The following is a 19304-nucleotide window of genomic DNA, read 5'->3' as shown; positions in this document are numbered from 1 at the left end:
CCCAAGCGGGTTGCCCCCAAGGGGAACAACGGGCTCAAACACCGTCGGGAGAAGCGGCGGATGGCGGCCGACGCTCCCAAGGACTCCCCGCGCACCTACCGTCCCGAGGAACTGCTGAGCCCTCCCAAGCTGCTCTCCCGTTTCACCGAGCGGGCGACGGACCTCCTGGCCGCTCTCCCGGAGGAGGGGCGGCCCACCCAGGCCGCTCTGACGGCCGCCCTGCGCCAGGCCGTTCTGGAGGCGTTCCGCTCGCGGGAGGAGTACCTGGCCCGGATGGTCGAGGTCGATCTGCTCGCCGGAGCGCCCCACCAGAGCGCCGGTTCGCTCCGCAAGGGCATCCGCGCCGCCCTGCTGGACCAGGGGGTGCGGTGCGTGGACGCGCCCGAGGGGGAGCACGAGCTCTTCGTGGTGGTGGAGGGCGAGGGAGAGGCGTTCGAGGTGCTGCGTCCGGCCTACGTGGACCAGGCGACCGGCAAACTGGTGCTCTCCGGGCAACTGCGCCGGCTGCCCGGCCCCGGCGGAGGGGCTGACTCCGACGCCGCCGACGAGGCGACGGACGGGGAGGGCATGTGACCGCCACCGGGATCGATTTCGGCACCACGAACTCCGTGGTGGCCCAGTGGCTGGGCGACGACGCCGATGTGCTGCTGCTCGACGCCCAGCACATCGACGCCGACTGGCGTCACCCCGGCTTCGAGTACCTCTTCCCCTCGGTGGTGGGCATCAGTTCGCTGCGCCGGGGAGCGTTGTTCGGCTGGGAGGCCAAGCTGCGCTCGGAGGAGGCGGCCGAGGCCTGCAAGCGGCTTCTGAAGGACGACGAGTACGTCACGATCCAGGGCCGCAGGTTCGCGGCGACGACGGTGGCCGCCGGTGTCTTCCAGGCCATGCGCAAGGGCGCGGAGGACAACCTCGCCGCCATCGACCGGGCTGTGATCACCGTGCCCGCGAACGCCACGGGCGCCGCCCGCTACCGCACGCGCGCCGCCGCGCAGTTCGCGGGCATCGAGGTCCTGGCGCTGCTCAACGAGCCGACGGCGGCGGCGATCTCGTACGTGCACGAACTGCAGGAGGCCCGTACGATCCTGGTCTTCGACTGGGGCGGCGGCACGATCGACGTCACCGTGCTCGACTACCAGGACGGCTTCTTCGAAGAGCTCGCGTCACGGGGCGTGACCGAGCTGGGCGGTCTGGAGATCGACCGCCGCCTGCGTGACCTGATCCTCGAACGGGCCCCGGCACGATCGGTGTGGACCCCCGGGCAGGAACGCCAGTTCGCACTGGATGTGGAGCGCAGCAAGATCCGCCTGTCGTCCGAGGACTCCGTCAGGATCACGACTCCGGACGGGGACGAAGTCACGGTGTGGCAGGAGGAATTGGAGGAGGCCGTCACCGACCTCGTGGACCGCGCTCTCGCACCGGTCCAGCAGTGTCTCACCGACCTGCACATGGCACCGCTGGATGTGGACGCGGTGCTGATGATCGGGGGCACCAGCCAGATCCCGAGCGTCCGCGCGGCGGTCGCCGAGGTCATGCAGCAGCAGCCCGTCGAGGTCGACGTCTGCAACCCCATGACGGCGGTCGCCCGCGGCGCCTCCATCGCGGCGGCTGTGCTGTCGGGGGAGGTGGAAGGCGTGATCCAGGTGGCGACGAGCCATGCCCTGGGCACGGTCGTCACGGACGACACCGGACAGCGGAAGTTCAGTCAGATCATTCCGCGCAACTCCCCGCTGCCGTGGAAGGAGCGCAAGAACTACACGCCGCGCCGGGACAACGCCCGTGAACTCGCCGTGGAGATCTGGGAGGGCGACCCGGAACGGCCGCTGGACCACCCCGACAACGTGCGGTTGACAGACCTCCGGCTCACCTATCGGGAACCCCGGGCCCGTGAGGACTCCCGGTTCCTGCTGGAGTACACGTACGACACGAACGGCCTTCTCCACGTCAAGGCGACCCTTGAACGCACCGGCGAGGAGGTGCTGAACGAAGAGGTCAAGAGCTTCAGCTCCGGCGGTCCCACCCCCGCGGTGAGCAGGGAACTCGAGGATCTGCTCACGGGCAGCACCACCCGCAGGCCGCTGCCGGCCCAGCCCGGGAAGCGCGACGCGGGCTCGGCGCCCGCCGTGCTCGTGCTGGACGGCTCCAACCTGGCGTGGATCGGCAGGTCGCCGCGGCAGCCCGGGGTGTACGGCAGCGACGACCGGCCTTCCTACGCACAGCTGCTGTCCGCCCGCGACGCCCTGGCCTCGCGGTATCCCGACGCCGTGCTGCACGTGGTCGTCGACGCCACCTTCAGACACAAGGTCGCGGAGGAGGAACGCGCCGCCGTGGACTCGGCGCTCTCCACAGGGGAGCTGAGCCAGCCCCCGGCCGGAACCGAGGGCAAGGGGGACGCGCTGGTCACGGCGATCGCGGAGGACACGCGCGGAATCGTGGTCACCAACGACAACTACGTCGAGTTGCAGGGCAGATATCCCTGGTTGCGGGACAAGGACCGCGTGCTCGGGGCCACCCTGTCGCAAGGCATGTGGGTCTTCACACCGCGCACCTGCGTACCGCCCCGCCACCGGATCGCACCGGCGACGGTGCCCCGGCAGACCCAGGCCCTGATTCCCCCGGGCCCCGGGCCGATCCCCACGTTCCGGTACCACCGCCCGCACGAGGAGTAGCGGTGAGTGACACGGCAGTGCACGACAGAACGACGAGCCTGCGCACCGAGACGCTGGCCCTTCTGCTCGAACCGCTGGGCGTGGACGCCATGGCCGGGCAGGCCGCCCTCCGGCGGCTCGCCGAGAAGGTGGACACGGTGTCCCGGGCGAGCGGTTGCGCCGGTCTCCCTCCGTCCGGGAGCACCCTCCCGTGGGTCTCCGAGGCCGTTGCGGCGTGCGTCGAGGAACACGAACTGGTCCGTCGGGCCATGGCCCGGGGCGGGACCCCGACGCCGGGAGAGGCCCGAGCGCTGCGGGAGTTGACGCGGCTCGAAGGCGTACGGCCTCGCCTTCAGGCGCTCGACGGTGTGCCGGTGGAAGCGCTGCGGGCGGACCTCGCCGCGGTGGCGGTCGCGGAACGCCTGCTGCCCGCGGCCCTCGAACCATGCCGTCGCGCGGGCGAGGACTGGCCCGAGGAGATCTGGCAGTCGATCCGCGAGATCGACGTGGACAGCGCGCTGGCCGACCTGAGCCGGCCCCGCGTGACCCAGCGGGCGGCAGCCGCGCGGGAGCTCGTCCTCCAGCACAGCGTCTCGGCGGCCCGGGATCTGCGGAACCGGGACCTGGCGAGCCGGCTGGAGAAGGTGCGGGACTTCATCGCGGCGGAGGAGGCCTACGAGGCGTTCCTGACGGCACGACCGGAGTGGTGGCGCTGGCTCGGACCGGACGCGCGGTCCGGATTCAGGTCCGACCGGCGTGACGCCCTGCTGTGGGCGATCGAGGCCCGCGACACCGGCGCCGTGCCGGAAAGCGCCCTGGAGCTGCTCGCGGCGGACGGCACCCGGACCCTGATCGAACAGGCGCCGGCGGCGGCCTCGGAGGCCATGACCGCTTCCCTGCCCGCACCACCGGCCACGAGTTCGGCCGCACGGCTCGTGACCGGCCTCCTGGCGGTCGCCGCCCGGCACGGCGTCGACCAGCTGCGCGCTCTGGAGTCCTGGTACACGAAGCACACCGCGCTGTTCGACCGGGTGGCCGCGGCCATGGACGTACGGAGCACCGAACCCGGCCTCCGTGAGGCCCTCGATCCTCTGGTCGGCGAACTGGCGCTGCCCCCCGGGGCGGTGGACACGAGCCGCTCGGACTACCGCGACATCCAGTCCGTTCTCCGGGCCGAAGTCGAGGCCGGTCCGACACGGACGGCGTACTCCGAGCACGCGATGGAGAGCGAGGACCTCGCCGGGGTCATCGGTCGCATCGGAACGCTCGAACGCGAACTGCGCGCTGCCTTGCGGCCCCTGCCCCCGGTGCGGGGCAGGCTGCTCGTGGCCATCGCCGGAAGGACCAAGTCCGGGAAGACCACGCTCCGCAAGGCCCTGACGCGTGAAGCGGACCGGTCCGGCATCGGGCTCGGGGCGCACCGCACCACGCGGAAGACCTCCGCGTTCGACGTCGGCTCCGTGACCTACCTGGACACACCCGGCTTCGCCGCGAAGGACGACGATTTCGACGCGCAGCGCGCACGGGCGGCGTGCGACAGCGCCGACGCGGTCGTCTGGAACTACGCCGACACGCTCCGCGACGAGGAGTCCGCGGAGCTCCGGCGGCTTCTCCTCTCGGGAAAACCCCTGCTCGCGGTCATCAATGTGAAGGGGCAGGTCAACACCCCCGCCCGCTTCAAGCTCTTCGCCGATCACCCGGACAGAGCGTTCAAGTCGGTGCCGGAGCACGCCGGTCGGATCGAACAGGTCGCCACGGCGCTCGGCATCGCCCCGCCCGTCATCCTCGCGGTCCACTCCGGCGCCGCGCACGAGGCGTTGTCCGCGCAGGACCGGGACCTGGGAGAAGAGGTCCTGCGGGCCAGTGGGCTGCCCGAGCTGGAGCAGTCCCTCGCCCGGCTCCTGGCCGAGCGCGCGATTCCGCTTCGTGCCGTTCGGCTGGCCGAGGGCATACGGGCGCCGCTCGCCGCGATCCACGACCGGCTGGACGGAGAACTCCCGGAGATCCACCGCACGCTGGCCGGCCTCGAACGCTCGGCACCGGGTGAGCGGGCCGCACTGCTCGACGCCTTCCGGATCGCCGGCCGCGGCACCCGCGACCGGCTCGAAGCCGAACGCCGGCACGCCAAGGAGCGACTGCCGGAGGTGGTCCGGGCGCTGGGCGGAACGGATCACGCACAGCGGTGGAGCGACTTCGTCACCGGTCTGGGGTTGGAGGGGCTGGTCTCGGCGCTCGGGGACGAGCTCGAACGGGAGGCACGGAACCGGGAGAGGCTGCTGCGCACGCAGGCGACCACCCCGGACCGGCAGGACCGGCAGGACCCGCAGGACGACGAGCAGCCACGGGTGGGGCCGCGTCCCGCCGTGAAGGCCGTCACCATGGGCGCGGCGGCAGCCAAGGGGGCGGCCACGGCCCTCCTGGGCTCGCTCACCGCGAAGGGAATCCCCAAGAAGCTCGCGGTACCGCCTCCGGCGGTGACGGCGGTCTACGTGGCGGAGGCCCTGGCCGGAGCGGCGAAGTCGGTGAGCGGTGAGGTCGACCGCGTACGGCAGGAGAAGGACAGGTGGGCCAGCGCCACCAGAGCCTCGGTGGAGACCGGCGTTGACGGTCTGTACGACTTCATCGGTGCGCGGCTGGAGCGTATCGTCGAGGACGCTTCGGCCCAGGTCGACGCCCAGTTCGCCGCACAGGCCGAGGACCTCGGCAGCGCCCGGAAGCGGTTCGAGCGGCTGGGCCGGATGCGGTCGGCCGTACGCTCCGCCCTCGACGCGATCGACCTCGTGCTGGCGCGCCGGCTCCTGGCTCTCGCGGGCGGCGACCCGGCGGCCATCCGGCGGGCGCGCCGGACGCCGGGAGTCGAGCTCCGCGTCTGGACCGACGCGTCCCACGTCGAGGAAGTGCGCAGGCGCCTGCGTGAACATCTCGTGGACGTCCTCACCGAGCGGATCGAGAGCTGCCCGGTTTCCACAAGTGGAGAAGGAGAGGGGACCACACATGGCTGACGGAGGACGGGACGCTCGCGTCCTCGCGCTGAGTTCCCGGGCCGAGGAGGTCCTGAACGCTCACCCCCGCACGCGGGACCTGGCAGCGAGCCTGCCCCGTGCCGACACGAGTCCGCTGCGGATCGCGCTCCTGGGTCCGTACAGCGCCGGGAAGTCGATGCTCGTCGCGGCACTGCTCCGGCTCCCGGCGGCCGAGGTGGAAAGGCTCGTCGACGCGGCACCCAAGACGCGGCGGGCGACGCCCTACCCGTGGAACGGCGTGACGCTGGTCGACCTGCCCGGAACGCTGTCCGGCAACGACGAGCACTCCGCCGCCGCCCGACGCGGCGTGCGCGGCGCGGACGCGCTGATGATCGTGACGACGAGCGAGCTCCCGGGAGAGGCGGAGACCGCAGCCATCCTGCAGGCGCTCGATGCCGACGGGTTCGCCGACCGCGGTGTCGTCGTCGTCAACAAGATGAGCGCCGAGAACAGTGACCGCGAGGTCATCCTCGACGAGGTCCGCAAACGGCTCGGCCCCTTCGCCGACCGTGTCCCCGTCATACCGACCGACGCACGCGACTACGTCGACGCGGCCAACGATCCCGAACTCTCCGACGAGAATCGTGAGTTGCTCGCAGCGGAAAGCGGTATCGACGCCCTCACCGCCGAGTTGCGGCGAATCACGGCACCCGGCGTCGAGGGTGTCCGGCCCAAGGCGCAGGCACACGAGCTCATCCGGGTTCTGCAGGACGCCGAACAACGGTGGGAGCTGGAGGGGGAGGCACTCGACGCCGCGCGGATCGCGAAGGACGCCGAGGCGTCGGTCGCCCGGGCGAAGGAGGGGGTGCTGGACGCCCTGGAGAGGGAGAGCGGGATCGTCGCCTCCAGGATCAGAACGGCGGGAGGCATCGCCGCCGACGGCGTCTCCGAGCAGAACGGCGTCGTCCCCCTCGATATCGCCACTGCCGTCACCGGGGAACTGATCGCCGCCCGCGCCGACTTCGACGTCACGTTCTCCGCATCGCTGAGGGTGGCGTTCGACGCGATGGCCGCCGAACACGGGGAGAGCGTGCCCGAGCCCGAGGCCTGGGTGAATGACGTCGACGCCCCCGAGGCGGAACTCGCCGCACCCGCGGAGTCACCGTACGAACGGGCCGTCAGGGAAGCGGCGGAAAAGGCCGCGAAGGTGGGCGCCAAGAGACTGCACGAGTGGATCAAGAAGGTCGCCGACGATCCGAAGGCGGCGGCCAACGTCGCGAACTGGCTCAACAAGTCCCGAGCGGGCCAGAAGGCGCTCGACATCGGCGGGAAGATCACCAACGGCGTCGGCAAGTACAAGCCCTGGGGCAAGATCAAGGGGGCCGCGAAGGTCACCGGCACGGCCGGAAAGGTGCAGTGGGCCATGGCGGCCATGGGCCCGCTGATGGATGTGAAGAGCATCGCGCAGGACCAGAACAAGCGGATGAAGATCAACAAGCGTCGCCAGGCGCTCCGGGACCATTTCGCCGCAGTGGCGCTCAGCCAGCGCAACGAACTCACCGCCGCCGGTGAGCAGCACCTCGGCGCATGGATCGCGGAGGTGGAACAGTCGCTGAGCGGCCTCACGCGCCCCGGTGCGGAGATCAGCGCCGCGCGCGAGACAGCGCTGGAGGCAATCAGGAGCCTCCGCGACGAGGCCGCGAAGCTCGTCGGGCCGGCCGCGGGCTGACCCCGCGCCCGGGGCGACCGCGCCCCGGGCGCCCGTGTCCGTACCCATGCCGGAGGCCCGGGCCGGGACAGGCCGAAACAGGCCTCGGCCCCTCCCCCCGCCCTCACCGCATACGCCGGCCGCCGGGGCACCGAGCCGTGCCCATCCTGCCGACGGAACGGCGGGACACCTCTCGTACGCCCATGCCCCGGCCGGTCACCTCGCGACGCAGCCCGACCGCACGTGTACACAGTTTCGAATCTGTGAGCACAAGAAATGCGTTGACATCGCTAACAGGTCGTCGACATACTCATGATGCCAACAGGCTGCGCCATCAGCTCGCGCAGCCCCTTCCGTCACGCCCAGTCAAGGGAACCGACCATGACCGATCAGCCCTCCGCCTCCCTGCGCGCCCTTCTGCTCACCCGCCTGGACGATTCCGGCCTGGTGCCGGAGGTGCGGCAGCTGCTGCGTGACCTGCTCCCCGAAGAACGGGCCGGTGGAGGCAGCGGACGCGCCGATCCCGTACAGCTGCGGTCCATCACCGCGGGCGGCTGGCGCGGCATCGGTCCGCGGACCACGCTCGAACTGCCGCCGGGGCCCGGCCTGGTCGTCGTCGCGGGGGCCAACGGCTCGGGCAAGTCGAGCTTCGCCGAGGCCGCCGAGACCGCGATCACCGGACTCAACTCCCGGTGGGAGGGGCGGCGGGCCGGCGACTGGCAGAAGGGCTGGCGCAACCTGCACAGCCCCGACGTCACGCCCGAGGTCGCCGTCGAACTCGCCGTCGGTGAGCGCGGCGAGGCCGTCACCGTGCGTCGGACCTGGTTCGGAGCGAAGGTCACCGAGGCCCGGACCAGGGTCGAGGGGGCCGACCGCTCCGAACGGAAGCTGGAGGAGGTCATCGACCCCGCGGCCCTTGACCTGTCCCGGCCCTTCCTGCCGTACAGCGAACTCGGCTCAATGATCAACGGCACCCTCGGCGGGCTGCACGACGCCTTCTTCAAGCTCCTCGGGCTCGAACTGCTCGCGGAGTACGACGGCCGGGTCAAGGACGCGGCGAGCGAGAGCGACCAGGTCATCAAGCGGGCCGACGGACTCACCGCGGAGCTGATCACCGAGCTGGCCGCGCTCGACGACCCCCGGGCCCGCGAGGCCGTTCAGGCGCTGTCGGGAAGCACGCGCGACCTGGCCCGGGTACGGGCCCTCCTCGAAGGCCGCGACCCGGCGACCGACTCCGGGCCGGCCCGGCTGCGGCGGTACGCCGGTCTCGACGAACTGGACCTGCGGGAGGTCGGCGCGGCCGTCGAGCGGCTGCGGGACGCCGCCGCGCACGCCGAGCAGGCCCGGTACGGCCGGGCCGATGAGGCCCTTCGCCTGGCCGCGCTCCTGGAGGCGGCGGTGGAGCAGCAGCGGCGCTCGCGGACCGCGGACTGCCCGGTCTGCGGCGCGGAGCAGCGGCTGGACCGGGCGTGGGCCGAGCGGACGCGCGCCGAGGTGGAGCGGCTGCGGACGGAGGCCGAGGACGCCGCGGCGGCCCAGCAGAAGACGGCGGAGGCGGTGCGGGCCGCCCATGGCCTCGTCCAGCCGGTTCCGGTGTGGCTGAGGGGAGAGTCGTCCGCGTTCGCCTCGGTGTGGCAGGAGTGGGCGCAGTGCAGGGACGTGACCCATCCCCGGGAGCTGGCGGACCGCATCGAGCGCACCGCGACCGCGCTGCATGAGGCCTGCCGGCAGATGCGGGAGGACGCCGCCCGCCGGCTCGCCGAGCACGACGGTCTCTGGCAGCCGACGGCCGTGCGGCTCGCGGAGTGGCTGGGCGCCGAGGAGGCGGCAGCGGCAGCCCGCGAGCGGCGCAAGCACGCGCGCAAGGCCCGGGCCTGGCTGCGGCCGATCATCGACGAGCTGCGCGACGAGCGGCTGCGGCCCTTCGCCGAGCAGTCCCAGGAGGTGTGGCGGCAGCTGTGCGAGCACAGCAGCGTCACGCTCGGCTCCGTCACGCTGGCCGGGACCCCGAAGCGTGGCAAGATCGAACTGGACGTCTCCGTGGACGAGATGTCGGCCCCCGCCTACAGCGTGATGAGCCAGGGCGAGCTGCACTCCCTCGCGCTCTCCCTCTTCCTGCCCCGCGCCACCCATGCGGCCAGCCCCTTCGGCTTCCTGGTGATCGACGACCCGGTGCAGTCCATGGACCCCGAGAAGGTGGAGGGCCTGGCCCGGGTCCTGGACGCCTGCGCCCGTGACCGGCAGGTGATCGTGTTCACCCACGACACCCGGCTCCAGCAGGCCATCGCCCACCTCGGCATCAAGGCGACCGTCCTGCGCGTCACCCGTCAGACCGACTCGGTGGTGGGTGTCGAGACCCTCTCCGACCCGGTGGACCAGGCTCTCGCGGAAGCGCGGGCCGTCTCCCTCGACCCGTACCTGCCGCAGGACGTGGCCGACCATGTCCTGCCCGCGATGTGCCGGGTGGCGGTCGAGGCCGCCTGTCTGGAGACCGCGCGGCGCAGGCTGCGCGACGATCAGGGGCTGAGCCTGCGGGCCGTGGAGGAGCGTATCGGCGCTTTGGAGCGCACCAAGACGTACGTGTCCCTCGCCCTGCTGGGTGACGCGCGGCAGCCCGCCCGCGAGGCCCTGGAGCGCATCCACCCCGGCGGCTGGGCGCTGATCGAGGCGTTCAACTCCGGCTCGCACACGCCCCTTCCGACGGCCGACCACCGCAGGAGTCTGGTGCGCCGCACCACGGCGCTCGCCAAGGCCATCCGGAGCGCCGCCGGTGCGCGGAATTCCGGAGGTGCCCGGTGAGCGCATCCCCCGAGACCCTGGTGCACGCCGCCGGTCACCTCCTGCTCCCCGGACCCGGGCGCGCGCTCGCCCTGGCCCCGGCCGTACGCGCCCGCGCCGCGGCCGTACTGCTCCGGATGGCACTCGACCAGGCCCTGGACGCCTACTGGACCCGGGTCACCCCCTCCATGACCCGGGTGGGCAAGCACCGGATGCTGTGCCTGGAGTGGTACGCGGGCCAGGACACCGCCCGCCGCTGCCGCACCACCTGGTCGGCGCTCAGCGCGGCGTGCCACTACCGGACCTGTGAACTGCCCCCGGCCCCGGCCGAGATCAGCGTCCGCCTGCGGGAGGTGTCCGGGCTTCTGGCGGCGCTGGGCGCCGGCGGCACGACGGTCACAGGTCCCACTCCTTGACCAGGAGGTCGACCAGCGTCTTGTGCTGGGCCTCCAGGACGTCCGGCGTCCAGTCCTCGTACTGGAGCACCTGGCTGGTCAGTGCGAACGGAACCGCACCGCTGCGGCCGGTGAAGTACTTGGCCTTCTTCGCGGTGAAGTCGTAGTTCTGCGCGGCGGAGTTCTTCGCCCGGTTGAGCAGGACCAGGTTGCCGAGCCGATGGGTCCAGTGCGCGCGCTGGTCCTCGTCGAACAGCTCCGTCCACCGGGAACCGGCCGGCGGGTTCTGCGGCAGCACATGCTCGACGGTGATGAGCGGAAGGTCGTACTTGACACCGTGGGCCTCGGAGAGCATTTCGTCGACACGGAGCAGCACGTACTTGCGGATCTTGCCGACGAGGTACAGCTCGCCTTCGAGCCGGGTCCGGGTCTCGGCCTTCTCGGCCTCCGTGAGCTCGAACGCGGGCGAGTCCAGGCCCCGCCCCTGGTCGAGCTGGCGGAGCAGTTCCGCGTAGCGCGTCACGCGCGGGGTGGTGTAGACACGGCGAATGAACATGCTGGCGGACAGCCGTTCGAGCGCGCGGAGGAAGCGGTTGAGCCACTCCGGGTCGTGCTCGCGGTTGCGCAGCGCCCACAGCGCGGCGGGCCGCCAGTCGTTGTTGTCGGTCTGCTGGAGCCGCTTGAACCAGGCGTTGACCTGCTCCGTGCCGAACGAAGCCTCGTAGCGCGCGTCGCGGATCCGGGCGTACGCATCGGCGTACGGCACGACGACGTCGTTGACGAAGACGTCCGCCCTGTCCGGCAGATAGTGGTCGAGCACCTGCCTGGGGAACTCCTTGAGCAGTTCCCGCTCGGCCCGCTTCTTCTCGTAGATCATCCGCAGGTGGAGGAAGAGGTCGGCGAAGTCGTCTCTGCCCAGGGTCTCTTCGGCGTCCTCCCACTTGCGGGCGCAGTTCTCCGATTCCCCCGGGTCCTCCAGGGCTCCGATGACCTGCGATTTGAAGATGTCGGTGGGAGACAGGTCCAGGCCGCGGGAGTTCATCACGCTGAAGATCCGGTGCGCGCTCTCAAGGTCGGGGGTGGCGACCACGACGAGGAAGGTCCGCTCGCCGAGCATCCTGACCAGGCCGAGGCGGCGCTCTTCGGACCACCCCAGCAGTTCACGGTGCAGGGCGACCGTGTTGTCGCGGACGGCCCTCTGCGCGTCCGTCGCCAGCGTGGTCCCGTCCACGGCGAGCAGCGCGTCGATCGCGCCGCCGGCCTGGACATACCTGTGGAAGAAGTCCGCGTCGCGCTGTCGGTGCTTCAGCCGGGGCTGCGGCTTCCTGCCGAGAATCGGGTCGCCGGGCTGGTTGATCAGTTTGTGGAGGGCGTCACGCAGCTCCGCCTGAGTCGTCAGGTCGCGCAGCACCGACAGCAGGATGGTGAGCGTGGTCAGACGCTGCTGGCCGTCGATGACCTCGGATCTCGGCTGCCCGGTCTCCTTGACGAGCACCAGCGAACCGAGGAAGTAGGGCTCCTCGTTGCCCCGGTCCAGCGCCTCCGCGAGGTCGGTGAGCAGCTGGACGGCCTGCTCCACCTCCCAGGCGTACGGCCGCTGATAGTCGGGGATCCGGAAGTCGTAGTCACTGCTGAAGACCTTGTGGAGCGGCATCTCATGTGCTTCGAGCTTCTGCATGCGGCCATCATCGCGGCCTCCACTGACACACGTGGGGTGCTCGCCCCACTCCGGGCCGCCGGAGAACGGCGGCCTTCCCGGCCGTTCGGTCACCGGCCGTGCCCCGCAGTACGCTGCGGGGCGAGATCGACCCGTGAGGAGAGGTGATCCGTGGCGGCCCACGAGTACCCGGAGTTCCGGCTGCGCCTGCCCAGCGGCGACGGCGTCGAGCGGGCGCGCGGAGTCCTGCTGGACGAAACGGGGACGAACGGGAGCCGGAAGTTCCTCGTGCGGGCGGGGTCACCGGCCCGCGACCACGTCATGCCGTCGCTCGACAGGCACTTCAAGGCGCCGAGCAGGCGCCGGGAGGAGCTGAAGGCACAGGGTGTGCTGGCGCCGTCGTCGCGCTGGCCGGGCTGGCTGGAGCTGACCGAAGACGTCGAGTTCGGCTCGCCCTCCTTCGCCGCCGTGGTGCTGGTCGGGGCCCCGCGCAACGGCTGGGAGGAGTGGCGGACGGAGGACGACCGCCCCCTGTCCGACTACATGACCGGGGTGCGGCCCGGGCCCAGCCGGCCCTGGCTCGTGCGCGGTTCCAACGTCACGGGGCTCGACCTGGTCCAGCGCCTGTGGCTGCCGGAGGGACGTGTCACTCTGCCCGCCTCCAGGCTGAGGCAGGGGGTCGAGCAGGGGATCAGCAAGGACGCGCTGCGCACCCTCGTCCAGGAGGGCTACGAGTCGACGGCGACCTACAGCCAGAAGCAGCAACTCGTCGAGGACCTGCACGCCTTCCTGTCCCGCATGAAGCCGGGCGACAGCGTGTGCACGATCTCCGGCGGCCGGCTGTACGTCGGCGAGATCACCGGCGAGGCCGAGCAGTCGGAGTCCGAGGACCGGCGGTCCAACCTGCGCCGGCCGGTCGAGTGGCAGCCCGCCGGATTCCCGTACGACGATCTTCCGGAGGAACTGCAGCAGAAGCTGTCCGTCCAGCACGATGTCGTCGACCTCACCTCCGTCCAGGCCCATATCGAGGGACTCGGCCTCACCGACCAGGAGCTGGTGGAGGAGGCGGAGGCGATAGACCGTGATCCCAGCGCCGAACTGCCCGCGCTGACCGCCCGACGGGAGCTGGAACTGCCCCATCCGACGGACGGCCTGGCCGCCGAGCTCCTGGTGCATGAGACCGCGTGGCTGCGTGAGGTACGCGATCTCCTCTGGGACGAACGGCAGTTGGTGCTGTACGGCCCGCCGGGCACGGGGAAGACCTATCTGGCGCTGAAGCTGGCCGAGTTCCTCGGCGGTGGCCCGGAGCAGGTCAAGCTCGTCCAGTTCCACCCCTCCTACGCGTACGAGGACTTCTTCGAGGGCTTCCGGCCGCAGGAGGACCCGCAGACCCGCGAGGTCGCCTTCCGGCTCACCGCGGGCCCGCTGCGCGAGCTGGCCGATCTGGCGTCCCGCGAGGGCAACCGCCACGTCCCGCACTTTCTGATCATCGACGAGATCAACCGCGCCAACCTGGCGAAGGTCTTCGGCGAGCTGTACTTCCTCCTGGAGTACCGGAACAAGTCGGTCCGGCTCACCTACTCCGGCGACGACTTCGCCCTGCCGCCCAACCTGTTCGTGATCGGCACCATGAACACCGCCGACCGGTCGATCGCCCTCGTCGACGCCGCCATGCGGCGGCGCTTCGCCTTCGTCGAACTCTCCCCCCGCACCGAGCCGACGAGCGGACTGCTGCGCCGCTGGCTCGCGCGGGCGGGCCGCGACGGCGAACCGGCCGACCTGCTGGACGCGCTCAACTCCCGTATCGACGACCCCGACTTCCGCATCGGGCCCTCGTACCTGATGAAGAAGGGCGTCTACCGCGAGGGGGGCCTTGAGCGGACCTGGCGGACCAAGATCCTCCCGCTCCTCGAGGAACACCACTACGGCGAGGGTGTGGAGGTCGAGAAGCGGTACGGGCTCGCGGCGCTCCGGGAGTCGCTCGGGTGACCCGGGTGATCGAACTCGTCGAGCACGCCCCCGCGGTCTCCGTCCCCCTGCCGGACGCCGTCGGGCGCGCCCTGGCAGCAGGCGACATGGTGGAAGCGGCCCCGGATGCGCACATCCCCGGGCACTGGTCGCTACGGGCCGGCAGCAAGGTCGGCGCGATGGCCTTCACGGCGCCGGACCCCGGCCCGCGGATCACCGTGCGTGTGACGTCCAAGGTCCCCGTCGCCCGGCTGTTCTTCCTCCTCGGGTACGCCCAGGACCCGAAGGACGTCTGGCGGGACGGGGACGTGGGACTCGCCGGGCACCGAGATCTGGTGCCCGCGCTCGCTCATGCCGTGGAACGGCAGATCGACCGGGCGCTGCGCCAGGGGCTTCTCCAGGGATACCGGGCGGCGGAGGAGTCCGCCCTCGTCGTGCGCGGGCGTATCCGGGAGTCCGAGCAGATACGGCGGCGGTTCGGCGCCACTCTGCCCATCGAGGTCGCCTTCGACGAGTTCACCACCGACATAGCGGAGAACCGCATCCTGCGCGCCGCCGTGGAGCGCCTGCTGCGGCTGCCCGGCGTGCCGGGCGGCGTCCGGCACAGGCTCCTCCACCAGCGGGCCCGCCTTGCCGAAGCGGAGGCGCTGGTGCGGGGGCAACCGCTGCCGGCGTGGCGGCCCACCCGCCTCAACGCCCGCTACCACCAGGCCCTTCATCTGGCCCGGGCCGTCCTGGACGGCACCTCGGTCGAGCATTCCGCCGGCGGACTGCGCGTCGACGGGTTCCTGTTCGACATGAACAGGCTCTTCGAGGACTTCGTGACCGTCGCGCTGCGGAACGCCTGCCATGCCCGCGGTCATGTGGCCCGGCTCCAGGACCCGCACCACCTCGACGAGGCCGCCGCGATCCGGATGAAGCCCGACCTCGTGCTGTACGAACCCGGCGGAGCGGTCTGCGCCGTGGTGGACGCCAAGTACAAGGCCGAGAAGCGGCACGGGTTCCCCGACGCCGACCTGTATCAGATGCTCGCGTACTGCACCGCTCTGGGCCTGCCGGAAGGACACCTCGTGTATGCCAAGGGCAACGCGGCGCACGCGGCCCACACCGTGCGGCACGCCGGCACCGTCATCCACCAGCACGCCCTCGACCTGGACCAGGACCCCCCGGGGCTGCTCGCGGACCTCCAGGAGGTGGCCGACCAGCTGAGCGGTACGCCGCGCGTATGATCGACTGCGGTGTGTCCGTCCAGGGTGGGGAGTTCACCTCGTGCCGCAGCTCGCGTTCGCCCACAGCTTCTGGGAGGGCTACGACATCCTGGAGAAGCCCGTGCGGGCGGGCGTACGCAAGGCGATGCAGAAGTTCCAGCGGCTCACCGTCGCCGAGCTGCACGCGGACAAGGGACTGCACCTGGAGTCCGTGGAGAACGCGCGCGACCCGCGCATGCGGACCATCCGTATCAACGACTTCTGGCGGGGCGTGGTCCTCGCCCCGGACGACGGCAGTGATGTCTTCCTGCTCGTCAACGTCGTCCCGCACGACGATGCCTACTCCTGGGCCGCGAAGCGCCTGTACACGACGAACTCCGCCACACGGGCGCTGGAAGTCCGCAACGTGGTCGCGCTGGAGGAGCTGACCCCCGCCCTGGAGAAGGCCGCCGCGGCGGCCGGCTCCCTGCTCTTCGCCAAGTACTCCGACACCGTGCTGCGCGAGCTCGGCATCGACGAGCAGGTGCTCAGGGCCGTACGGACCATCGTGGACAAGGCGCAGCTGCGGGCCTTCGAGACCCTGCTGCCGGAGGACCAGTGCGAGGTCCTCCAGTATCTGGCCGAGGGCTTCAGCCCGGAGGAGGTGTACCGGGACGTCGTCGCCGAGCACCAGCCCGTCGACGCCGGTCCGGACCCCGACGCGAGCCTCGCCGTCGCCATCGCCAACACGGCGAGCCGCATCACGCTGGTCACCGGTCCGGAGGAACTCGCCGACATCCTGGAGAAGCCCTTCGCCGCATGGCGCGTGTTTCTGCACCCCTCACAGCGCCGTGTCGCCTACCGGGTGTCGTACAGCGGTCCGGCCCAGGTCACCGGCGGCCCGGGGACCGGCAAGACGGTGGCTGCACTGCACCGGGTGAAGCACCTGCTCACCCGTTCGCCCGATTCCCGCGTCCTGCTCACCACCTTCACCGGTGCCCTGGCGGCGTCCCTGCGGGAGAGCCTGTCCGCCCTGCTGGACGGCGACGCAGCGCTGCTCGCCCGCGTCGACGTGACCACGGTCGATGCCTATGCGCACGGCATCGTGAGCCGCCTCGACGGCAAGGTGCTCTCGCCGCTCGGGGACCGGGAGGAGCGACAGGTGTGGCAGCGCGTGGTCAAGAGGCTCGGCCTGCCGTGGACCGAACAGTTCCTGGCTCAGGAGTACCGGCACGTGATCCTCGCCCAGAACCTGCGCGGCTGGGACGCCTACCGGGTGGCGTCGCGCCGTGGGCGCGGCACCGCGCTGTCGTCCGCGCGCAGGGAACGGCTGTGGCCCGCCGTGGAGTTGTTCGAGTCGATGCTGCGGGACCAGCGGGCCACCACGCATCTGCGGATCTGCGCGCGCGCCGCCGAACTGCTCGCCGGCTCCTCCCCCACGCACGATCACGTGGTCGTGGACGAGGCTCAGGATCTGCACCCGGCGCAGTGGCGGGTGCTGCGCGGCGCCGTGGCACCGGGCAGCGACGACCTGTTCCTCACGGGCGACCCCCACCAGCGGATCTACGACTCGAAGGTGTCACTCGGCTCCCTGGGCATTTCCGTGACCGGCCGCGCGCACCGTCTGCGTGTCAACTACCGCAGCACCGAGGAGATCCTTTCCTGGTCCGCGGGGGTCATGAGCGGGGTCGCCGTCGAGGACCTGGCGGGCGAGGGCAGCGACTCCCTGGCGGGCTACCGCTCGCTCCTGCACGGGCGCAGACCGCACGTCGAGGGGCACGGCTCGGAACACGCCGAGGTCGCCGCGCTGGTCGAACGTGTGACGGGCTGGATCGCCCAGGGCATCCGCCCCTCGGAGATCGGCGTGTGCGCCCGCTTCCACGTGCTGCTGGACAAGGCGTACGACAAGCTGTCCGCCGCCGGCGTCCCGGTCGCCCGGGTCAAGGACAATCCCGGGCCACAAGTGGAAGGTGTGCGCCTGGCGACCATGCACAGCATGAAGGGGCTGGAGTTCCGCTGCGTAGCCGTCCTCGGGGTCACAGCGGGTGCGGTGCCGTTCGCTCGTGAGGTCACGCCGGCGGCGGTGGATGTCCTGCAGCACGAGTCGGACCTGCTGCGGGAGCGCTGTCTGCTGTTCGTCGCGTGCACCCGGGCCCGTGAGGCGCTGGCGGTGTCGTGGGCCGGAGACCCCACCCCCTTCGTCCCTCGCTGACGTGCGCCGGGCTCATTCGGCCGGGGCCGGGCGTGCCTCCTGGCCGGGCTCGAGGGCGCCACTGCCCAGGCCTTCGCGTGCCAGCCCGGCAGCCTCCTTGCTGAGTTCCGCCACCCTCCGCGCCCGCTCCTCGAACTCCTGCAACGCCCGGAACGCGGCGCCGTAGCGGCGCTGCTCGGCGATGTCCATCTGCGGAATGCGAGCACCCTTCGCGTCGAACCGGAAGGTGCCGCTGGAACTGGTGGAGCGGCGCGTGTTCGCGGCACCGCGCAGGAAGCCCCGAAGGAAGTCCGTGTCGAGCTGATCGCTGGCCGAGACCGGCTCGGCGTCGCCGAATTCCACGAGTCCGGCGCGCGCGAGGTCGGCGACACTGACGGACGGCCCGTCCAGAGCACCGACGCCTTCTCCCCCGCTCAGTCGGGGCAGCAGTTCGGCCAGCCGGCGGACCTGTTCCGTCAGCTCCCGTCGCAGGTCGTCGTATGCGGCGACGTAATCCCGCTGGGACTCTCTGACGTGGCGGCCGGGAGTGAGGTCCACGGCATCGTCGAGGAGTTCGATCAGAGGCACGTCCACCGCCTGCTCGGGCTTCGGATCCAGTGAGCCGTCCAGCTCGTTCCGGGTCAGGTCCACCATCCGGACGCTGTCCGCCTCGTCACCGGGCGACTGCGGTCGGCGCAGTTCCCACACATGCAGGGGCAGCGCGTGCGACGCCGCACTCCCCGGCGGCAGGGCGACGACCTGCGTCAGCACACCGCGCCGTACGAGCTCGGCTCGGATACGGCGGCCCGCCTTGCGATAGGCGACCGAAGCCGACATGACCATGAGAACGCGTCCGCCCGGTGCGGTGTGCGCGTAAGCGTGCTGCAACCAGGCGAGTTCGCCTTCCGCGCGGGACGGCGTGCCGAATTCCCAGCGGGAGTCGAGAAGCAGTTCTTCGCGGCCCCAGTCGCTGTCGGCGACCGGCGGATCGCAGACCACCAAGTCCGCCCTGAGGTCCGGCCACTGATCCGCACGGAGGGAGTCTCCCTCGGCGATGGTGACTCGGGTGAGTCCGGCGAGGGCGGCCCGCGACCGCGCGAAGCCGGCGCCGCGCGCATCGGCCTCCTGGCCGCAGCGGCGCGGTCCCTGTTCGGGCCCGACGGACATCAGCAGGGTCCCGATGCCGCAGGCCGGATCGAAGACGGTCGCATCGGCCGCGACATCCGCGGCGAAGTGCCGCACAGCACGGACGATGCGCGGCGGGGTCACCAGATCCGATCCCGCGCGGCGGACGGAGTCCGTGAAGCGTTCGGCGAGAGCACGGGACATCTCACCTTCCGCTCCTGCCTCCACCGCGCCGCGGAGCAGACGGACAGCCTCTGCGGGCAAGGCGCCGCACGCCTCCGACGCGGGGTCCGCCAGCAACCGAGCCGCATCGGCGAGCGCGGCGAGCATGTCGTCGCCATAGGCTCCGCGCAGCGCCTGCCAGAGCTGTACGTCCTCCGAGAGATCCTGGCCCTTGCGCTGCTTGGCCAGCCACGCCTGGACATCGGCCAGAGCGAAAAGCGGGCTCCCCGCGCCACCTCCGACAGGCGCCGGGAAGTCGTCGTACCGCCGTCTCCAGTTGGAGACCGCGGCACGAGTGACGCCCGCGAATCGGGCGATCTCGGAGCCGGTGACCAGCGATCCGGCTTGGGGAGCGGGCGCGTCTGACATACACCCACGGTACACAGATGCCCCCAGCCACTCCAAGAGCCACCTCGTTGACGACGTCAACGAGCCCATGAACCCGATGGGTCGCAGCACCCCGGA

11 protein-coding genes are annotated in these 19304 nt (G+C 71.3%); 9 read left to right on the top strand and 2 right to left on the bottom strand.

Going from position 1 to position 19304, the window contains the following annotated elements; genetic code table 11:
• Positions 1-60: 60 nt before the first annotated feature.
• The 6 genes from FKN01_RS07975 to FKN01_RS07950 all read left to right on the top strand — a co-directional run bounded on the left by FKN01_RS07975 (position 61) and on the right by FKN01_RS07950 (position 10510).
• Positions 61-573: a hypothetical protein gene (locus FKN01_RS07975; RefSeq protein ID WP_143617872.1), complete on the top strand. Its 513-nt coding sequence runs from the start codon at positions 61-63 to the stop codon at positions 571-573.
• Positions 570-2666, top strand: a complete 2097-nt coding sequence (locus FKN01_RS07970) for an Hsp70 family protein (RefSeq protein WP_143617870.1) — start codon at positions 570-572, stop codon at positions 2664-2666. Before FKN01_RS07975 ends, FKN01_RS07970 begins: the two co-directional genes overlap by 4 nt.
• 2 nt (positions 2667-2668) lie before the next feature.
• The gene (locus FKN01_RS07965; RefSeq protein ID WP_143617868.1) at positions 2669-5647 is read left to right on the top strand and encodes a GTPase; all 2979 of its coding nucleotides are present in this window, start codon (positions 2669-2671) and stop codon (positions 5645-5647) included.
• Positions 5640-7337 (top strand): GTPase, encoded by a 1698-nt coding sequence (locus FKN01_RS07960; protein ID WP_143617866.1) that lies wholly within the window; start codon positions 5640-5642, stop codon positions 7335-7337. The genes FKN01_RS07965 and FKN01_RS07960 overlap by 8 nt, the downstream gene beginning before the upstream one ends.
• A gap of 360 nt (positions 7338-7697) precedes the next feature.
• Positions 7698-10115 (top strand): AAA family ATPase, encoded by a 2418-nt coding sequence (locus tag FKN01_RS07955; protein WP_143617864.1) that lies wholly within the window; start codon positions 7698-7700, stop codon positions 10113-10115.
• Entirely contained in the window at positions 10112-10510 is a 399-nt protein-coding gene (locus FKN01_RS07950) for a hypothetical protein (protein ID WP_143617862.1), read from the top strand. The genes FKN01_RS07955 and FKN01_RS07950 overlap by 4 nt, the downstream gene beginning before the upstream one ends.
• Here the strand turns inward: FKN01_RS07950 and FKN01_RS07945 are convergent.
• On the bottom strand, positions 10491-12167 hold the full coding sequence (locus FKN01_RS07945; protein WP_143617860.1) for a DUF262 domain-containing protein: 1677 nt from the start codon (positions 12165-12167) through the stop codon (positions 10491-10493). The genes FKN01_RS07950 and FKN01_RS07945 overlap by 20 nt on opposite strands.
• Positions 12168-12317: 150 nt before the next feature.
• Between FKN01_RS07945 and FKN01_RS07940 the strand changes: the two genes are divergently transcribed.
• Genes FKN01_RS07940 through FKN01_RS07930 form a run of 3 tightly spaced genes read left to right on the top strand, consistent with a single transcriptional unit; the run spans position 12318 to position 17513 of the window.
• Positions 12318-14135, top strand: a complete 1818-nt coding sequence (locus FKN01_RS07940) for a DUF4357 domain-containing protein (RefSeq protein WP_143617858.1) — start codon at positions 12318-12320, stop codon at positions 14133-14135.
• A complete protein-coding gene (locus FKN01_RS07935) occupies positions 14132-15343 on the top strand; it encodes an McrC family protein (protein ID WP_143617856.1) in 1212 nt (403 codons plus the stop codon). The genes FKN01_RS07940 and FKN01_RS07935 overlap by 4 nt, the downstream gene beginning before the upstream one ends.
• Positions 15344-15383: 40 nt before the next feature.
• A complete protein-coding gene (locus FKN01_RS07930) occupies positions 15384-17513 on the top strand; it encodes a UvrD-helicase domain-containing protein (protein WP_143617854.1) in 2130 nt (709 codons plus the stop codon).
• Positions 17514-17525: 12 nt separating this feature from the next.
• On the opposite strand, the gene FKN01_RS07925 is transcribed toward FKN01_RS07930, so the two are convergent.
• Entirely contained in the window at positions 17526-19208 is a 1683-nt protein-coding gene (locus FKN01_RS07925) for an N-6 DNA methylase (RefSeq protein ID WP_143617852.1), read from the bottom strand.
• Positions 19209-19304: the final 96 nt, after the last annotated feature.

Source organism: Streptomyces sp. 130 (genome assembly GCF_007096885.1).
GTDB lineage: Bacteria > Actinomycetota > Actinomycetes > Streptomycetales > Streptomycetaceae > Streptomyces.
The sequence above is the reverse complement of the archived record's forward strand: the minus strand, read 5'-3'. Positions and strand labels throughout refer to the sequence as shown.

Excerpts from the sequence above, each read along its gene's own strand:
- FKN01_RS07925 (WP_143617852.1), bottom strand. The coding sequence starts at position 19,208 with ATGTCAGACGCGCCCGCTCCCCAAGCCGGATCGCTGGTCACCGGCTCC.
- FKN01_RS07975 (WP_143617872.1), top strand. The coding sequence starts at position 61 with ATGGCGGCCGACGCTCCCAAGGACTCCCCGCGCACCTACCGTCCCGAG.
- FKN01_RS07945 (WP_143617860.1), bottom strand. The coding sequence starts at position 12,167 with ATGCAGAAGCTCGAAGCACATGAGATGCCGCTCCACAAGGTCTTCAGC.
- FKN01_RS07960 (WP_143617866.1), top strand. The coding sequence starts at position 5,640 with ATGGCTGACGGAGGACGGGACGCTCGCGTCCTCGCGCTGAGTTCCCGG.
- FKN01_RS07955 (WP_143617864.1), top strand. The coding sequence starts at position 7,698 with ATGACCGATCAGCCCTCCGCCTCCCTGCGCGCCCTTCTGCTCACCCGC.